The organism is Actinomadura sp. KC06 (assembly GCF_004348735.1).
Lineage (GTDB): Bacteria > Actinomycetota > Actinomycetes > Streptosporangiales > Streptosporangiaceae > Spirillospora.
The window spans coordinates 1-18,505 of the sequence record NZ_SMKT01000118.1 but is presented as its reverse complement, the minus strand read 5'-3'; the positions used below and the strand labels follow the sequence as shown (position 1 = coordinate 18,505).

The 18,505-nt window shown below is 73.5% G+C and carries 7 protein-coding genes; 6 read left to right on the top strand and 1 reads right to left on the bottom strand.

The window, feature by feature from the left end:
* The first annotated feature begins 2 nt into the window (after window positions 1-2).
* Together E1287_RS30130 and E1287_RS30125 are read left to right on the top strand one after the other, a co-directional pair.
* Window positions 3-851: a shikimate dehydrogenase gene (locus tag E1287_RS30130; RefSeq protein ID WP_165969243.1), complete on the top strand. Its 849-nt coding sequence runs from the start codon at window positions 3-5 to the stop codon at window positions 849-851.
* Entirely contained in the window at window positions 848-1,939 is a 1,092-nt protein-coding gene (locus tag E1287_RS30125; RefSeq protein WP_131968650.1) for a glycerate kinase, read from the top strand. Before E1287_RS30130 ends, E1287_RS30125 begins: the two co-directional genes overlap by 4 nt.
* A 2-nt stretch (window positions 1,940-1,941) precedes the next feature.
* On the opposite strand, the gene E1287_RS30120 is transcribed toward E1287_RS30125, so the two are convergent.
* Window positions 1,942-3,258, bottom strand: a complete 1,317-nt coding sequence (locus E1287_RS30120; protein ID WP_243719534.1) for a salicylate synthase — start codon at window positions 3,256-3,258, stop codon at window positions 1,942-1,944.
* A 124-nt stretch (window positions 3,259-3,382) separates the two neighbouring features.
* Here E1287_RS30120 and E1287_RS30115 point away from each other — a divergent pair, with 124 nt between their 5' ends.
* From E1287_RS30115 to E1287_RS30100, 4 genes are all read left to right on the top strand, one after another.
* The gene (locus E1287_RS30115; protein WP_131968649.1) at window positions 3,383-15,319 is read left to right on the top strand and encodes a non-ribosomal peptide synthetase; all 11,937 of its coding nucleotides are present in this window, start codon (window positions 3,383-3,385) and stop codon (window positions 15,317-15,319) included.
* Between the two features lie 115 nt (window positions 15,320-15,434).
* The gene (locus E1287_RS30110; protein ID WP_207934548.1) at window positions 15,435-16,430 is read left to right on the top strand and encodes an iron-siderophore ABC transporter substrate-binding protein; all 996 of its coding nucleotides are present in this window, start codon (window positions 15,435-15,437) and stop codon (window positions 16,428-16,430) included.
* A gap of 9 nt (window positions 16,431-16,439) precedes the next feature.
* Window positions 16,440-17,768, top strand: a complete 1,329-nt coding sequence (locus tag E1287_RS30105; protein ID WP_131968648.1) for a lysine N(6)-hydroxylase/L-ornithine N(5)-oxygenase family protein — start codon at window positions 16,440-16,442, stop codon at window positions 17,766-17,768.
* 1 nt (window position 17,769) lies between these two features.
* Entirely contained in the window at window positions 17,770-17,967 is a 198-nt protein-coding gene (locus E1287_RS30100) for an MbtH family protein (protein ID WP_131968647.1), read from the top strand.
* Window positions 17,968-18,505: the final 538 nt, after the last annotated feature.

Here is an 18,505-nt window from a genome sequence, read left to right as displayed (position 1 = left end):
CCATGCGCACAGTCGCCCTCTTCGGCCGTCCCCTGCAGCGGCGGCATTCGGCGGTCATGCACAACGCGGCGTTCGAGGCGGCGGGCGTCGACGCCCGCTACGAGCTCCGCGAGGTGGACGAGAACGCCCTCGCCGACCAGGTCGCGGAGGCACGCCGCGACGCCTGGATGGGTTTCCAGATCACCGCGCCGTACAAACTACTGGTGATGGACCTCCTTGACGAGATCGAGCCCGGCGCCCGCGCGATCGGCGCGGTCAACAGCGTCGCCACCGCCCCGGACGGCCGCCTGGTCGGCTTCAACACCGACGTCGTGGGCTTCATGGCAGGCGTCCAGGATTGCCTGGGCGACGACGTGAAAGGACGATCCGTGGTCGTCGCGGGATCAGGCGGAGTCGGCCACGCGGCCGTCTACGGCCTGGCCACCGCGGGCGCGGGCCGCCTCACCGTCCTGGACCTCGACGCCGACATGCCGCGCCGCCTCGCGAACGACCTTGGCGACGCCGCGTCGATCGAGCCCCTTGCCTTCGACGACCCGCGCGCCCGAGACCGCCTCGCGGACACCGACCTCTTCGTCAACGCGACCTCCGTAGGCATGCTGTCGCCGGGACCGGTGGTCGACGTCGACCTCATCCGTCCGTCCGCCGCGGTGTTCGACGTCGTGTACATCCCGTCCGAGACAGAATTGGTGCGCCGGGCCCGCGCCCGCGGGATGAGGGCGTCCAACGGCGACGGGATGCTGGTCGCGCAGGCCGCCGCCGCGTGGTGCCGGTGGACGGGCCTGCCCGACCCGAGCGAGACCATGCGGCGCGCCGTGGCCCCGCTGCTCGCGGAGGGAGACCCGCGCCCGTGACGCTCCGGGTGGTGCTGGCATCCGACTCGTTCAAGTCGTCCCTCACGGCGGCCCGGGCCGCCGCCGCGATGGCCGAAGGCTTCCGGCGCGTGCGCCCCGACGTCGTGACCGAACTCCTGCCCCAGGCCGACGGCGGCGAAGGCACGCTCGACACAGTGCTGGCCGCACGCCCGGACGCGACCGTCCGAACCACGACGGTGCCCCTGCCGGACGGCCCGCACACAGCACGGTGGCTCATGCTCGCCGACGACACGGCGGTAGTGGAACTGGCCGAATGCTGCGGCCTGCCCCTGCTCGGCACCGCCGACCCCGCAGGCGCCGACAGCGCCCCACTCGGCACCGTCCTCCGCGAGGCCCTCCGCGCAGACGCCCGCAGGATCGTCGTCGGCCTCGGCGGGTCGGCGTCCACCGACGGTGGTGCGGGCTGCCTGCGCGAACTCGGCCTCCGGACGACCGACCCGCACGGCGACGACGTCCCGCCCGGGGGAGCGGGGCTCCTGGCGGTGACCGGCGCCGACGCCGCCAACCTGTCGCCCCCTCCACCGGACGGCGTCCTCCTCCTCTGCGACGTCGACGCACCCCTGTTCGGCCCGCGCGGTGCCGCCACCGTCTTCGCCCCGCAGAAGGGCGCCGATCCCGCGCTTGTGCGGATCCTCGACGGCGCCCTCCGCCGGTGGGCGGACGTCGTAGGCGCCGCCCCCGACGTTCCCGGCGCAGGCGCCGCAGGCGGCATCGGTTACGGCCTGTCGTCCTACTGGGGAGCGACCATGACGTCCGGTGCCCGCTACCTGACCGAGCTGAGCGGCCTGCCCGACCGCGTCCCCGGCGCCGCGCTAGTCGTCACGGGGGAGGGCCGCCACGACGAGCAGTCCTACACCGGCAAGGTCACGGGCCACGTCGTCCAACTCGCACAACAACACGGCGTCCCAGCAGCCGTGATCGCCGGAACCGTGACAACCGACCGCCCCGGCGTGACGATGCTCAGCCTCACCGACCTCGCCGGCTCACAACACGAAGCGATGAACCACCCCGAACACCACCTCCGCCACGCGGCGGAACAGCTCGCCGCTGAGCTGCCCGCGTTCTAGGGCTAGGGGAGGGGGACGACGTGGGGGGCGATGCTGGTTAGTTTTTCGCAGGTTTCCTCGTACTCGCGGTCCGGGGTGGAGGCGTCGACTATGCCGGCGCCGGCGCGGAGCCAGGCGTGGCCGTCGCGGTTGTAGAGGGCGCGGAGGACGAGGGCCGCGTCGAGGGCGCCGTCGTGGGAGACGGTGAGGACGGCGCCGGAGTACAGGCCGCGGTGCTCGTCCAGGCGGGTGATCGCGTCGATCGCCTCGGGCTTCGGGATGCCGGACGCGGTGACGCCGGGGAACAGGGCCTCGAGGGCGTCCCATGAGGTGCGGCCGGGGGCGAGGACGCCGCTGACGGTGGAGCCGAGATGCTGGACGCTGCCGCGCTCCTTGACGGTCATGAACCCGGTGACCTGGACGGACGCGGGGTCGCAGACGCGGTACAGCTCGTCCTGGGAGGTGCGGACGGACACGGCGTGCTCGTAGATCTCCTTGGGGTCGGTCTCCAGGTCGTGGCGGCCGCGGGCGTCGGCGTCGCCGCCCAGGCCGAACGCGCGGGTGCCGGCGAGGGGCTGGGTCATGACGTGTCCGGCGGCGTCCACGCTCACGAGGACCTCGGGGCTGAAGCCGGTGGCCTGGAAGCCGCCCATGTCGAGGAGGAACGAGCGCGCCGGGGTGTTCGCGCGGCGGCCCTGGACGAACGTCGAGACCATATCGACGGGGTAAGCGATGTCCAGCCGCCGCGACACGATCACCTTCTGGTAGCGGCCGGCCTTGATCTCCGCGACGGCGTCGGCGACCTGCGCGCGGTAGGGCCCGCCGCCGACGCGGACGTCGACCGGTGCGGGTGTGCCCGCGGCGGGGGCGTCGGCCTCGGCCAGCAGGAGCTTGGCGACCTGTTCGGCCTCGTGCGCGTCGACGCCGGTGATGCGGGCGCGGCCGTCCTCGGCGCGGACCTCGACGCGGGGCACGATCAGGTGCGCGAGCCGTCCCCGGGGAGGGGACGCGGCGAACTCGAACGCGATCCAGCCGTAGGCGTTCCAGACCGGGAGCGGGACGTCGGCGAACGTCTCGCGCAGCGCGTCGGCCGGACGTCCTTCCGTCCAGGTCCTGGTGACCGGGGGACGGTCGGGCCAGTGGACGCGCACCCGGTCGGCGTCGAGGACGACCTCGCCGAGCAGGCCGCCCGCGAACGTCCACGCGCCGGGTCTCTCGTAGACGACGTAGTCGTCGAACAGCCCCGATCCGGACAGCCGGGCCATCAGCGCGAGCGGGTCCGCGGTGTACTCGACGACCAGCTCGGCGGGGTTCGCGTCAGTGCGCAGAGCGAAGGACAAGGCAGCCAACTCCCTTTCGCGGGCCGGAACGGTCCCGAACTTAGGTAAGGCTAACCTTGTAGGAAATTCCTAGGCAAGGCTAACCTAACCGACGCCGGGTGAAGCCGACAACGGAGAGTTGAGCGTGCACGAGCAGACGACGACGGCACGACGACGCGAACTGATGCGGCGGATGATGGCGGAGGCCGGGCTGGGCCCGGACACCGCCGGACTCGCCCCCCGAGAATCGGACGGGCCGGCGCCCCTCTCCTACGCGCAGCAGAGCATGTGGCTGCACCATCGGACGTTCCCGGACAGTCCCGCCTACAACGTCTGCCTCCTGATCCGCATGTCGGGGCCTCTCGACGCCGGCGCCTTGCGCGCGGCCCTGCGCGGGCTGATCCGGCGGCACTCGGTCCTGCGCACCGTCTACGCGGACGCCGACAGCGGTCCCGTGCAGGTCGTCACGGACGACGACGCGCTGGAGCTGGCGCCGGTCGCCTGCGCCGATCCCGGTGCGCGGGCGGAGGAGCTGGCGGCCGTGCCGTTCGACTTGCGCCGCGAGCGGCCCATCCGGCTCGAACTGCTCAGGCTGGACGGTGAGGACGAGCACGCGCTGGTCCTCGTCGTGCACCACATCGCATGGGACGGCATGACCTGGGGCTCGCTGTCGCGCGACCTGTCGGCCCTCTACCGCGCGGCCGTGACGGGCGAGCCGGACGGGCTGCCTTCGCTGGACGTCCAGTACGCCGACTACGCCGAATGGGAGCAGCGGCGTCCCCTCGACGAGGAAGACCTCGCCTACTGGCGCGAGCGGCTCGACCCGCCGCCCGCGCCGCTCGACCTGCCCGCCGACCACGCGCGGGGCGCCGCCGTGTCCGAGCGCGGCGGTCGGCGGGCGCGGCGCTTCGACGACGCCGTGACGGACGGGATGCGCAAGCTCGCCGCCGAGGAGAACCTCACCCCGTACATGGTGATGATGGCGGGCTACGCCGTCCTGCTGCACCGCTACACCGGCGCCGCCGACGTGGCGATCGGGTCGGCGGTGATGAACCGAGAGCACGCCGGGATCGAGCGGCTCGTCGGCAACTTCGGCAACACGCTGGTGATGCGGACCGACCTGTCCGGCGCGCCGACGTTCCGGGAGGCGCTGCACCGCGTCGGCCGGACGGTCACCGGCGGCTTCGCGCATCAGGCCCTCCCGTACGACCGCATCGTGCAGGAGCTCCGCCCGTCGCGGGGACGGGGGCGGTCGGCGTTCTTCGACACCATGCTGCTGTTCCTCGCCCAGGAGATCGGCGAGCTGGACCTGCCCGGCGTCACGTCGAGCTGGACGCACGTCCACAACGGCACCACGCACTTCGACCTGTCGCTGGAGGCGTTCGTCCGGCCGCAGGGCATGACGGTCGAGGCGACGTTCCGCCGCGAGCTGTTCGACGACGAGCGCATCGACGCGCTGCTCGGCCACCTGGAGACGCTCCTCGGGGACGCGCTCGCGGATCCCGACCGTCCGATCGGCGCGCTCGAACTCATGGACGCCGGCGAGCGCGCGCTGATCGAACGCGCGAACTCCACCGGCCGCGACCTGCCGGAGACGAATGTCGTCGCGCTGTTCGAGGAGCAGGCGGCACGGACACCGGGCGCAACGGCCGTCGAGGCGGGAGACCAGCGCCTGACGTATGCCGAGCTGGACGAACGCTCGGCTGCGCTCGCCGCGCGGCTGCGCGCCCGGGGCGCCGGGCCGGAGGCCGTCGTCGCGCTGGCGCTGCCGCGCACGCCCGATCTGGTCGTCGCGCTGCTCGGCGTCCTGAAGTCGGGGGCCGCGTATCTGCCGCTCGATCTGGACCATCCCGCCGACCGGCTCGCTTACATGCTGGACGACGCCGGGCCCCTCTGCGCGATCGTCACGGACGAGACCGCGCACCTGCTCCCCGACACCGCGAGCGTCCTCGTCCTGGACGGCCCGCTGGAGGACGTCCCGGCGGAGCCGTCCTACGTGCCGCGACGCGACGACCTCGCCTACGTCATCTACACCTCGGGCTCGACCGGACGTCCCAAGGGCGTGGCCGTCCCCCACGGCGCGCTCACGAACTTCCTCCTCGCGACGCGCTCGCAGCTCGACCTCGGCGCGGCGGACCGGCTCGTCGCGGTGACGACGATCGCGTTCGACATCGCGGCGCTGGAGCTGTTCGCGCCGCTGATCAGCGGCGCGACCGTCGTGCTCGCGGGGAGGCGGACCGTCCGCGACCCGGCCGCGCTCGCCGCGCTGCTGGAGGACGCGACCGTCGTGCAAGGTACGCCGTCGCTGCTCGGCACGCTCGACCCGTCCGCGCTGAAGGGGCTGCGGGTCCTCGTCGGCGGGGAGGCGCTGCCCGCCGCGCTCGCGGAATCGCTGGAGGCGTCCGCGTCGCTCGCGACGAACATGTACGGGCCGACGGAGGCGACGATCTGGGCGACGTCCGCGGACCTGCCCGGGTCCGGCATCGGCGGGCCGTTCTGGAACACGCGGGCGCACGTCCTGGACGCGGCGCTGCGTCCCGTCCCGCCGGGCGTTCCCGGCGAGCTGTACCTCGCGGGCGTCCAGCTCGCCCGCGGCTACGTCGGCCGTCCCGACCTGACGGCGGAGCGGTTCGTCGCCGATCCGTTCGGCCCGCCCGGATCCCGCATGTACCGGACGGGCGACCTCGCGCGGCGCGCCCGCGACGGGTCCATCGAGTACCTGGGCCGCACCGACGACCAGGTGAAGATCCGCGGGTTCCGGATCGAGCCCGCGGAGGCGCAGGCGGTGCTCGCGGCGCGGCCCGGCGTCGCGCAGGCGGCGGTCGTGGTCCGCGACGACCGGCTCATCGGCTACTACGTGCCCGACGGCGAAGGCGTGGACGAAGCCGCACTGCGCGACGCGCTCGCCAGGGCGTTGCCCGAGTACATGGTGCCGTCCGCGCTCGTCGCTCTGGACGCGCTGCCCCGGACGGTCAACGGCAAGCTCGACCGCGCCGCGCTCCCCGCCCCTGAGGCCGAGGTGTCCGGACGGTCCCCGCGCGACGCCCGCGAAGCAGCGCTCTGCGCGATCTTCTCCGAGCTGCTCGGCGTCGACGGGATCGGCGTCGACGACGACTTCTTCGCGCTCGGCGGGCATTCGCTGCTGGCCACGCGGGTGGCGGCGAAGGCCCGAGCCGTCCTCGGCGGGTCGTTGTCCATCGCGGACGTGTTCGAGGCGCCGACCGTGGCCGCGCTCGCGCCCAGGCTGGTCATGGCGGAGACGGTGCGCGTCCGCGACGTCGAGCGGCCGGAGACCGTCCCGGCATCGGCGGCGCAGCGGGGGCTGTGGCTGGAGGAGCGGCTGCGCGGACCGTCCGCCTCGTACGCGCTGCCGCTCGGCCTCCGGCTCCGCGGCCCGCTGGACGAGGCCGCGCTGGACGCCGCGTTCGCCGACGTCGTCGTCCGCCACGAGGCGTTGCGCACGCTGCTCGTCGAGGGGCCGGACGGGCTGCCCGTCCAGCACGTCCTGGAGCCGGACGTCCCGGTGCACCTCACCGTCGCGGGCACCGAAAGGGAAGCGACGGGGCACGTCTTCGACATCGGCCGCGACCTCCCGATCCGGGGCAGCCTCATCCGGAACGGCGACGAGGACTGGTCACTGATCCTTCTTCTGCACCACGCCGCCGCGGACGAGTGGTCGTTCACGCCGCTGCTCGCCGACCTGGCCCGCGCCTACGAGGCCCGGCGGGACGGACGCGCACCCGACTGGGAGCCGCTGCCCGTCCAGTACGCCGACTACGCGGCCTGGCAGCGGGACGGCGCGCCCGACGCGTCCGCGCAGCTCGACTACTGGGAAGAGGCCCTGGCCGGGCTGCCGGAGGAGACCGTCCTGCCGTTGGACCGGCCGCGCCCGGCGGAGGCGAGCCACCGCGGCGGGCTCGTGCCGTTCCGGCTCCCCGCCGCCGGGGCGCGACGGCTCGCACGCGACACCGGCACCAGCGTGTTCATGGTGCTGCACGCCGCCGTCGCCGCGCTGCTCCAGCGGTCGGGCGCGGGCGACGACGTGGCGGTCGGGTCGCCCATCGCGGGACGCGCCGACGAGGACCTCGCCGACCTCGTGGGCGTGTTCGTCAACCCGCTCGTCCTGCGCACCGACCTGTCCGGCGACCCGTCGTTCGCCGAGCTGCTCGACCGGGTCCGCGCGGCCGACCTCGCCGCGTTCTCGCACGCCGACGTTCCGTTCGAGCGGGTCGTGGACCGGCTCGCCCCCGAGCGGTCCCTGGCCCGCAGCCCGCTGTTCCAGGTGATGATCGTCCACCAGCGGCTGGACGACGTGCGCCTCGCGCTGCCGGGCGTGCGCGCGGAGCCGTTCCTGCCGGAGACCGGCGGCGTCAAGTTCGACCTCGACGTGTACTTCGCCGAGGGCGACGAAGAGATCGAGGGGTTCGCGGCGTATGCGGCCGACCTCTTCGACGCCGCCACCGTCGAGCGGCTTCTGGACGGCCTCAACGACCTCCTCACCCAGGTCACGGCCGATCCGCACCGGAAGTTGTCGTCGCTCGGCGCCCCTGTCGAACACCCCGACACCGCGCGCGAATACCCCGTCCGGACGGTCGCCGCGCTCATCGAAGAGCAGGTCGCGCGGACGCCAGACGCACCCGCCGTGGTCTTCGGCGACACCGTCCTGACCTACGCCGAGCTCGACCGCCGCGCCGAGGCGCTCGCCGACCGGCTGGCCGCCGCCGGAGCCGGGCCCGAGCAGGTCGTCGCGCTCGCGCTGCCGCGCTCGGACGAGTTCGCGGTCGCGCTGCTCGCCGTCCTCAAGACGGGCGCCGCGTACCTGCCGATCGACCTGTCGTACCCGCCCGCGCGCGTGGAGGCGATGCTGGACGCCGTCCGCCCGCTCCTCGTCCTCGGCCGCGACGAGCCGCCGCCGGACGCGCCGCCCCGTGCACGGCCCGAGCTCCACCCCGATCATCCGTCGTACGTCATCTTCACGTCCGGCTCGACCGGCACGCCGAAGGCCGTCGCCGGAACGCAGCGCGCCCTCGCTAACCGGCTCGCCTGGGGCGTCGACCTCGCGCCGACCGGCGGCGTCCGCGTCGCGAAGAGCTCGCCCGCGTTCATCGACGGCACGACCGAGCTGCTCGGCGGCCTCGCCGCCGGGGACACCGTCGTCATCGCCGACGACGCGACCGCCACCGACGCCGTCGCGCTCGCCGAGTTCATCGAACGGCATGACGCGCGGCTCGTCACGCTCGTTCCGAGCCTGCTCGCCGCGCTGGTGGAGAACGGGCTGCCGTCCTCGGTCACCACCTGGATCAGCAGCGGCGAGGCCCTGCCCCCGGCGCTCGCCGAACGCGTCCCGGCCCGGCTCGTGAACCTCTACGGATGCTCCGAGGCGGCGGGCGACAGTCTCATCGAAGAGGGCGGCGGGCTGTTCCCCATCGCCAACACCCGCGCGCACGTCCTGGACTCCGCGCTCCGCGAGGTCCCCGACGGGGAGCTGTACCTCGCGGGCGACGGGCTCGCCCGCGGCTACCTCGGCGACCCGGCCCGCACCGCCGAGCGGTTCGTCGCGGACCCGTTCGGCCCGCCCGGCTCCCGCCTCTACCGCACCGGCGACCGCGTGCGGCGCCGTCCGGACGGCGGGCTCGAATTCCTCGGCCGCGCCGACGAGCAGATCAAGATCCGCGGCTTCCGGATCGAACCGGGCGAGGTCGAGGCCGCGCTCGCCGCGCAGCCCGGCGTCCGGCGCGCCGCCGTCGCCGCGCACGGGTCGCGGCTCGTCGGCTACGTCACCGGCGACGTCGGCGCCGAGGACCTCCGAGAGCGGCTCGGGGCGCTGCTGCCCGACTATCTCGTCCCGGCCGAGGTGGTCGTGCTGGACGAGCTGCCCCTCAACCCGAACGGCAAGGTCGACCGCCGCGCGCTCCCCGAGCCGGGACGTCCCGCCGCCGGGCGGGCGCCCGCCACGGAGCCGGAACGCGTCCTCGCCCGCCTCGCCGCGACCGTCCTCGGACGCGACGCCGTCGGCGCCGACGACGACTTCTTCCGCACCGGCGGCGACAGCATCAGCGCGGCGCTCCTCGTCGCCCGCGCCCGCCGCGCCGGGCTGTCGTTCACCGTCCGCGACGTGTTCAAACTGCGTACGGTCGAGGCCATCGCGGCGACGGCCGCGCCCGCCGTCGCCGCTCCCGTCCCGGTGGCGGAGCAGGCCGGGGAGCTGCCGCTCTCGCCGCTCCAGGAAGGGCTGCTGTTCCACCTGATGCTGGCCGGGGAAGGCCGCGACATCTACGTGCAGCAGGCCGTGGTGACGCTGTCCGGGCCGGTCGACCCGGCGCGGATGGCGGACGCGGCGCGCGCCGTCCTGGAGAAGTACCCCAACCTCCGGGCCGGGTTCCGGACGGACGGCGACCGCGCCGTCCAGTTCGTCCCGGAGCACTTCGAGACTCCCTGGACGCACGCCCGCGTGACCCCGGACGCCCTCGACGCGTTCGTCGACGCGCAGCGCGCCGAGCCGTTCGACCCGGGCGAGCCGCCGCTGATCCGGTTCGCGCTCGCCACCCTCGCCGACGACGACCACCGCCTGATCCTCACCTCCGAGCTGATCCTGCTGGACGGCTGGTCGGGCGGCCTGTTGGTCACCTCGCTGCTCGACTCCTACACCGACGCCGAGGCCGAGGCGGCCCGTCCCGTCCCGCCGTTCCGCGCGTTCCTGGACTGGGTGAACGGCCGCGACAAGGCCGCCGCCGTGGACGCGTGGCGCCGCGCGCTCGGCGGGTTCGACGAACCGGCGCTCGTCCGGCCCGGCCTGGTCGACCGGCCCGCCGACCTGGCGACGGCGGGGGAGGTGCACCGCGCGCTGCCGCCCGGCCTGGCCGACCGCCTGGACGCCGTCGCCCGCGACCACGGCGTCACGCCCGGCACGCTGTTCGAGACGGCGTGGGGCCTCGTCCTGATGGGCCTGACCGGACGCGACGACGTCGTCTTCGGCGCCTCCGTGTCCGGCCGCCACCCCGACGTCGACGGCGTCGACGCCATGGTCGGGCTGCTGTTCAACACCATCCCCGTCCGCGTGCAGGCCGGACCGGCGGACCCGCTCACCGCCGTGCTCGACCGCGTCCAGACCGCCCAGTCGGAGCTGTTCGACCACTCGTTCGTGGCGCTCGCGGACGTCCAGCGCGCCACCGGGCTCGGGACGCTCTTCGACACGCTGTTCGTCTTCCAGAACTTCCCGGGCATGCCGACCGGCCGCGGCTTCGGCCCGGACGGCGCGCTCCGCGTCCGCGGCCGGGAGGTCCGCGACGCCACCCACTACCCGATCACGATGGTCGTCGAGCCGGGCGCCGGGCTGCGCGTCATGTACCGGGGCGACGCGTTCACCGGGGCCGAGGCCGAGCGGATCACCGACCGGTACGTGCGGGTCCTGCGGACGCTCGCGGAGTCGCCCGCGACGCCGTGCCACCGCCTCGACCTGCTCGTCCCGGAGGAGCACGACCGGCTGCGCCGCGACTGGGACGAGGCGCGCCGCCCCGTCCCGGAACTGACCGTCGCGGAGCTGCTCGCCGAACGCGCCGCGGAGCAGCCCGGCGACCTGGCGCTCGTCTCGCTCCCCGACGTCCGCCTCACCTACGGGGAGCTGAACGCCGAGGTCAACCGGCTCGCCCGCCTGCTCATCGCGAACGGCGCGGGCCCGGAGCGGGTCGTCGCGCTCGCGCTGCCCCGGTCCGCGCAGATGGTCGTCGCGCTGTTCGCCGTCCTGCGGACGGGCGCGGCCTACCTGCCGCTCGAACTCGACTATCCGGCGGAGCGCCTCGACTACATGCTCCAGGACGCCGCCCCCGCCTGCCTGCTCTCGCACACCGGCATCGCCGCAGGTCTGACCCATTCCGGCGTCACCCTCGCGCTGGACGACCCCGAAGTGGCGCGCACGCTCGCCGCCCTGCCCGGCACCGACCCGGCCCCGGACGAGCTGCCCGGCTTCGCCCCCGGCACCCCCGGCCGCCTCGACCACCCCGCCTACGTCATCTACACGTCGGGCTCCACCGGACGTCCCAAGGGCGTGGTCACCCCGTATCGCGGCCTGACCAACATGCAGTTCAACCACCGCGCCAACATCTTCGACCCTGTCGTGGAGTCCGCGGGCCGCCGCCTCCGCATCGCGCACACCGTCTCGTTCTCCTTCGACATGTCGTGGGAGGAGCTGCTCTGGCTCATCGAGGGCCACGAGGTGCACGTCTGCGACGAGGACCTGCGCCGCGACGCCGAAGCGCTCACCGCCTACCTGCGGCAGCACCGCATCGACGTCATCAACGTGACCCCCACCTACGCGCAGCAGCTCCTGGACGAGGGCCTTCTCGACGGTGAGCACCGGCCGCCGCTCGTCCTGCTCGGCGGCGAGGCCGTCCCGACGTCCGTGTGGGAGCGGCTCGCGCAGGCCGACGGCGTCCTCGGCTACAACCTCTACGGGCCGACCGAGTACACGATCAACACGCTCGGCGGCGGCACCGAGGACAGCGCCACGCCGACCGTCGGCAAGCCGATCTGGAACACCCGCGGCTACGTCCTGGACGGATGGCTGCGTCCCGTCCCGCCCGGCGCGCCCGGAGAGCTGTACATCGCGGGCGCGGGCCTGGCCCGCGGCTACCTCGGCCGCGCCGACCTGACCGCCGAACGCTTCGTCGCCGACCCTTTCACCGGTGGTCGCATGTACCGGACGGGGGACCTCGTCCGCGTCCGCCCGGACGGGAACATCGACTTCCTCGGCCGCACCGACGACCAGGTCAAGATCCGCGGGTACCGGGTCGAGCTGGAGGAGATCGAGACGGCGCTCGCCGCCGAGCCGGGCGTCGGGCAGGCCGCGGTCGTCGCCGCCGACACCGGCGTGCCCGGCGTGAAGCGCCTCATCGGCTACGTCGTCCCGGACGGGACGCGCGAAGGCGCCGCCGACGAGCAGCTCGCCGAATGGCGGCAGATCTACGACGCCGAGTACACCGAGGTCGGGACCGTCGTTCACCAGGAGGAGTTCGCCGGCTGGAACAGCAGCTACGACGGCGAGCCCATCCCCCTGGACCACATGCGCGAATGGCGCGAGACCACCGTCGACCGCGTCCGGGGGCTCCGGCCCCGCCGCGTCCTCGAAATCGGGGTGGGGGCCGGGCTCATCCTGACGCGCCTCGCTCCCGAGACAGTCGAGTACTGGGGCACGGACTTCTCCGAGCCCGTCATCGCCAAACTCAAGCAGGACCTCGGCCCGGACTCGCGCGTCCGGCTGAGCTGCCAGCCTGCGCACGACACCGGGGGCCTGCCCGAGGCGCATTTCGACACCATCGTGATCAACTCGGTGGTGCAGTACTTCCCCGGCGCCGCCTACCTCCAGGACGTCATCGCCAAGGCGATGCGGCTCCTCGCGCCCGGCGGGGTGTTGTTCATCGGCGACGTCCGCGACCTGCGGACGGTCCGCTCCCTGCACGCGGCGATCCAGCTCGGACGCGGCGGCGGCGACCTGGAGTCCGTCGAGCGCGCCGTCCGCATGGAGAAGGAACTGCTCCTCGACCCCGCCTTCTTCACCGCCCTGGACGGCCCCGCACGCGTGGACGTCCTGACCAAGCGCGGCACGCACCACAACGAGCTGACCCGCCACCGGTACGACGTCGTCCTCCACAAGGACGCGGCCCCCGCCCCCGACACACCGGTCATCGACTGGAGCGCCCTGGACGACCTCAACGGCAGGCCGCCCGGCCCGCTGCGCGTCAAGGGCATCCCCGACGCGCGCCTGACCAGCGAGATGGCCGCCCTGCACGCCCTCCAGAACGGGACGCCACCGGACGCGCCCGAGGGCATCGAGCCTGAGACGCTGCACGCACGCTTCCCGGACGTGGTCCTCACCCCGTCCGAAACGGCCGGGTGCTACGACGCGGTGTTCGGCGGGGGAGCGGCCTGCCTTCCGGCCGAGCCCGGACGCGCGCCCGCGTCCTACGCGAACGACCCGGTCGCCGCCCGCGACCACGGCGTGCTGGCCGCGCGGGTCCGGGAGGCGTTGAAGGGACGCCTGCCCGGCTACATGGTGCCGAGCGCGATCATGACGCTGGACGCGCTGCCGCTGACCGTGAACGGCAAGCTCGACCGCCGCGCCCTCCCCGACCCCGGCCAGGACGGGCCGCGCCGCGCCGGGCGGGCGCCCCGCACCCCCGTCGAGCGGCTCCTGTGCACCCTCTTCGCCGAGATCCTGGACGCGCCCGGCGCGGGCATCGACGACGACTTCTTCGACCTCGGCGGCCACTCCCTCCTGGCGACCCGGCTCGTCGGGCGCGCCCGCGCGGTGCTCGGCGCCGAGCTGGCGATCCGCGACCTGTTCGAGGCGCCGACCGTCGCAGAGCTGGCCGAACGCGTGCACCGCAACGCCACCGCCGGGGCCCGGCCCGTCCTGGAGCCGAAGGCGCGGCCGGAGCGCGTTCCGCTGTCGTCCGCGCAGCGCCGCCTGTGGATGCTCGACCAGCTCCTCCGCGAGGAGGACTGGCCGAGCGGAGCTCGTCGTTTGACTGGTGGCGGGCGGGGGCTGGAGGACGGTGGCCCGCGCGGCGCGTACCATCTGCCGCTCGCCGTCCGGCTGCGCGGCGACCTCGACCTCGCGGCGCTCGAAGCCGCGATCGCCGACGTCACCGTCCGGCACGAGAGCCTGCGCACCGTGTTCCCCGAGCACGACGGCGTTCCGTACCAGCGGATTCTTCCTCCGGAGGAGGCGCGTCCCGTCCTGGAGGTGGCGACGTGCGCGCCGGAGGACGTCATCGCCCGCCCGTTCGACCTCGCCAAGGACATTCCGCTGCGGGTCGCGGTGTTCCCCGAAGGGGAGCGCGAGCATCTGCTGCTCGCCGTCTTCCACCACATCGCGTTCGACGAATGGTCGTTCGGCCCGTTCGCGCGGGACGTCGCCGAGGCGTACACGGCGCGGCTGGACGGAGCGGCCCCGGGCTGGGAGCCGCCGCCCGTCCAGTACGCCGACCACGCGCTGTGGCAGCGCGAGCTGCTCGGCGACCCGCTCGACCCCGGCAGCGTCCACGCCCGGCAGCTCGACCACTGGGCGCGGGCCCTCGCCGGCCTGCCCGAGGAGATCCCGCTGCCCACGGACAGGCCGCGTCCCGGCACCGTCGGGCAGCGCGGCGGAACGCTGACCGCTGACTTCCCGCCCGGCCTGACGCGGCGGCTGCGCCAGGTCGCCCGCGACGCGAACGCCAGCATGTTCATGGTCTGCCAGGCCGCCGTCGCCGCACTGCTGCACCGCACGGGCGCGGGCGACGACGTCCCGCTCGGCAGCCCTGTCGCCGGACGCACCGAGGAGGCCGCGCGGGACCTCGTCGGCTTCTTCGTCAACACGCTCGTGCTGCGCGCCGACGTGTCCGGCGACCCCGCGTTCGCCGAGCTGCTCGGCCGCGTCAGAGAGGCCGACCTCGCCGGGCTCGCCAACCAGGACCTGCCGTTCGAGGCGGTCGTCGAGGCGCTGCGCCCGCGCCGCGTGCCCGGCCGCAACCCGCTGTTCCAGGTGATGGTCGGCTACGAGAACCAGGGCGCCGGGGACGTGCGGTTCCCGGGGCTGGAGCAGAAGGAGGCGCTGTTCGGCCCCGGCGCGGCGAAGTTCGACATCGACTTCATCTTCCGCGAGGCGACCGGCCAGGACGGCCTCCGGCTGATCGTCGACTACTCGGCCGACATGTTCGACCGGGACACGGTCGCCGCCCTGGCCGACGGGCTCATCGCGCTGCTGGACGCCGCCGCCGCCGACCCCGCCGTGAAGGTGAGCGCCCTGCCCGCCCCGCTGACGCCCGCCGTGCCCGCCGCCCGCGCGGCGACCGCCGAGACGGCGGCGCCCGCGGCGCGGACCGGAGACGACGACCGGGAAGCGGTCCTGTGCCGCATCTTCGCCGAGGAGCTCGGCGTCGCCGAGGTCGGCCCGGACGACGACTTCTTCGATCTCGGCGGGCATTCGCTGCTCGCCATGAAGCTCGTCCGGCGGATCAGGAAGGAGCCAGGATGCGAGTCCTTGAAGATCGCCGCCCTGATGGCGTCGCCGACGGTGGCGGGCCTGCTCACCAAGATGAGGTAAGGCACATATGCGCACACCCATTGCACAGTTAGGTGAGCCTAACCTAAGATCTCGGTCGATAACCCCCGGAATTTCGGAAGGACACCGGTCCTCTATGCGCACCATTATGCGGCGAATGGCGGTCACCGTCGCGCTCGTCCTGAGCCTCGGCACGGCCGCCGCCTGCGGCGACGACGATCCCGCGGAGAACGCCTCGGGCGGCAAGGCGGGGACCGGCGCCTACCCGGTCACGATCACCCACAAGCTCGGCACCGCGAAGATCGAGTCCGCGCCGAAGCGCATCGTCGCGCTCGGCGAGGTCGACCAGGACGCGCTGCTCGCGCTCGGCGTCACGCCCGTCGGCATGGCCGAGCTGACCGGCGTCCAGCCCGACGGCCTCGCCCCCTGGAGCGCGCCCAAGCTCACCGGCGCCAAGCCCAAGCTGCTCAAGGCCGGGGAGGCCGGGTTCAACCTGGAGGAGATCGCGGCGCTGCGCCCCGACCTCATCCTCGCCGCCGGCGACTTCTACATCGACAAGGAGTACGACAAGCTCTCCAAGCTGGCCCCGACCGTCGCGTACCAGACCGGACCCGCCGAGGACGCCTGGCAGCAGATCACCATGCAGGTCGCCAAGGCCGTCGGGAAGGACGACGAGGGCCGCGCCCTGATCGGCAAGCTCGACACCAGCCTCGCCGCCGTGAAGACCCGGCACCCCGAGCTGAACGGCAAGGAGTTCGCGTTCACCAGCATGTTCCCGAACGGGAACATCGGTGTGATGAAGGCCGACACCGACACCAGCGTCAAGATGCTCAAGCAGTTCGGCATGGTGCTGCCCGAGCCCGTGAAGAAGCTGCCCGGGGAGGGCTTCGCCGCCGAGCTGAGCATGGAGAAGATCTCCGTCCTGGACGTGGACGTCCTGCTCAGCCACTACAACGACGACCCGGCCACGCAGAAGAAGGTCGAGGGCAACAAGCTGTTCGCCGACCTCGCCGTCGTCAAGCGCGGCTCGTACGTGGCGCTCGACCTGAAGTCGTTCTGGCCGCTGCGCACCCCGACCCCGCTGTCCGTCCCGTACGTCATCGAGCAGATCGTCCCGAAGATCGCCAAGGCCGCCGCGGCCAAGCCCGCCTAGGCCCGCCTGATGCCGGAGGAGCGCATGCAGACCCCCGTCCATGACGTGGTGGGCATCGGGTTCGGCCCGTCCAACCTGGCGCTCGCCGTCGCGCTGGACGAGGCGGCCCGCGCCGGCCACGCGGATCGCGCGGACAGTTCGGGCGGCGGGGTCGGCGCGGCCGCCGACGCCGTGTTCTTCGAGAAGCAGCCGGAGTTCGGCTGGCACCGGGGCATGCTCATCGACGGCGCCACCATGCAGGTCCACTTCCTCAAGGACCTGGTGACGCTGCGGAACCCCGCCAGCCCGTACTCGTTCCTGGCCTACCTGCACGCCAGGGGCCGCCTCGTCGACTTCGTCAACCACAAGACGATGTTCCCGACGCGGGTGGAGTTCCACGACTACCTCGAATGGACGGCCGCCGCGTTCGCCGACCGGGTCCGCTACCGCTCCGAAGTGGTCGCCATGCGCCCGCACGACGACGACACGCTCGAAGTCGTCGTGCGGCGCGACGACGAGCTGGAGACGCACCTGACCCGCAACGCCGTCATCGGCGCCGGGCTGGAGCCCGTCCTGCCGGAGGGCGTCCAGGCCGGCGAGCGGATCTGGCACACCGAGGACCTGCTCACCCGCCTCGCCGAGCGGCCCGGCTGGACCCCGAAGCGGCTCGTCGTCGTCGGCGCGGGGCAGAGCGCCGCCGAGGCCGTCGAGTACCTGCACCGCACCTTCGCCGACGCCGAGGTGTGCGCCGTCTTCGCCCGGTACGGGTACTCGCCCGCCGACGACAGCTCGTTCGCCAACCGCATCTTCGACCCGGAGGCCGTCGACCACTACTACGCGGCGCCCGACGACGTGAAGCGGATGCTGTTCGACTACTCGCGCAACACCAACTACTCGGTGGTCGACCTCGACCTCATCGACGAGCTGTACCGGCGCTCCTACGCCGAGAAGGTCGCGGGCGCCGAACGGCTCCGGATCCTCAACGTGTCGCGCGTCATGGACGTCCGGGAGGAGCCCGGGGGAGTGCGGGCGCGGATCCGGTTCATGCCGACCGGCGACGTGCGCGACCTGGACGCCGACGCGGTCGTCTTCGCCACCGGCTACCGCGAGCGCGACCCGTTCGACCTGCTCGGCGAGGCCGCGCCGCACTGCCAGACCGGGCCGGACGGACGTCCCGTCATGGAACGCGACTACCGCGTCGCCACCCACCCCGGCCCGCGCTGGGGCGTCTACCTGCAGGGAGCCACCGAGCACAGCCACGGCATCGCGTCGTCGCTGCTGTCCATGACGGCCGTGCGCACCGGGGAGATCGTCCGCTCCATCGCCCGCCGCTCCGTCCCCGTCGCCCAGGAGGCCTGAGATGACCAACCCGTTCGACGACCCCGACGGCACGTTCCTCGTCCTCGTCAACGACGAGGGCCAGCACTCTCTGTGGCCCGAGTTCGCCGACGTGCCCGCCGGCTGGACGCCCGTCTTCGGGCCCGCGTCCCGGCCCGACTGCCTCGGCCACATCACCGCCAACTGGACCGACCTGCGCCCGCGGAGCCTCACCACCTGACGCCGGGCCTGCGCGCGGAGCGTGCCGCGCACTGGTCCCGCGAAGGCGAGCCGGGACGTCCTCCCAGGTAGACCACTATTACGGCCGGTCGTGTGACATTTCACGGCGGGCGGGCGCTGTAGGAGTTGGGAGCCGGAGAGCGACGCGCCGGCGGGCCGTGCAGGAGGGGGGCCCGCTCGGCGGGTCGGGGCACCGGCCACAGCCGGCGGGCTGGACGGTCCCGCGGTGCCGGGGCGGACGCCGCGGGACCGTCTCGCCCGCCGGCCGGGGGCATGCGGGCATGGGCGGCATCAGACCGCCGGCCGCCCCCCTTTCCTCACTCCTTCGCAGTTCTTTCGCGGCTCTCGCGCGCCTGCCGATCGGCGTCCATGGCAACGCAATAAACAAGTTCTGGTCGTTGCTATGGATCGCGGGGAAGATGATCGGTAGTGGGCGGAGTGACGGACGAGGCGGGAGGCGCTTTGATCCGGTCCGAATCGGTCGCGGCCGGCACAGGGGAGACCGGCGCGGGGGAGACCGGCACAGGGGACAACGGCGC

Excerpts from the sequence above, each read along its gene's own strand:
- E1287_RS30105 (WP_131968648.1), top strand. The coding sequence starts at position 16,440 with ATGCCGGAGGAGCGCATGCAGACCCCCGTCCATGACGTGGTGGGCATC.
- E1287_RS30130 (WP_165969243.1), top strand. The coding sequence starts at position 3 with ATGCGCACAGTCGCCCTCTTCGGCCGTCCCCTGCAGCGGCGGCATTCG.
- E1287_RS30110 (WP_207934548.1), top strand. The coding sequence starts at position 15,435 with ATGGCGGTCACCGTCGCGCTCGTCCTGAGCCTCGGCACGGCCGCCGCC.
- E1287_RS30100 (WP_131968647.1), top strand. The coding sequence starts at position 17,770 with ATGACCAACCCGTTCGACGACCCCGACGGCACGTTCCTCGTCCTCGTC.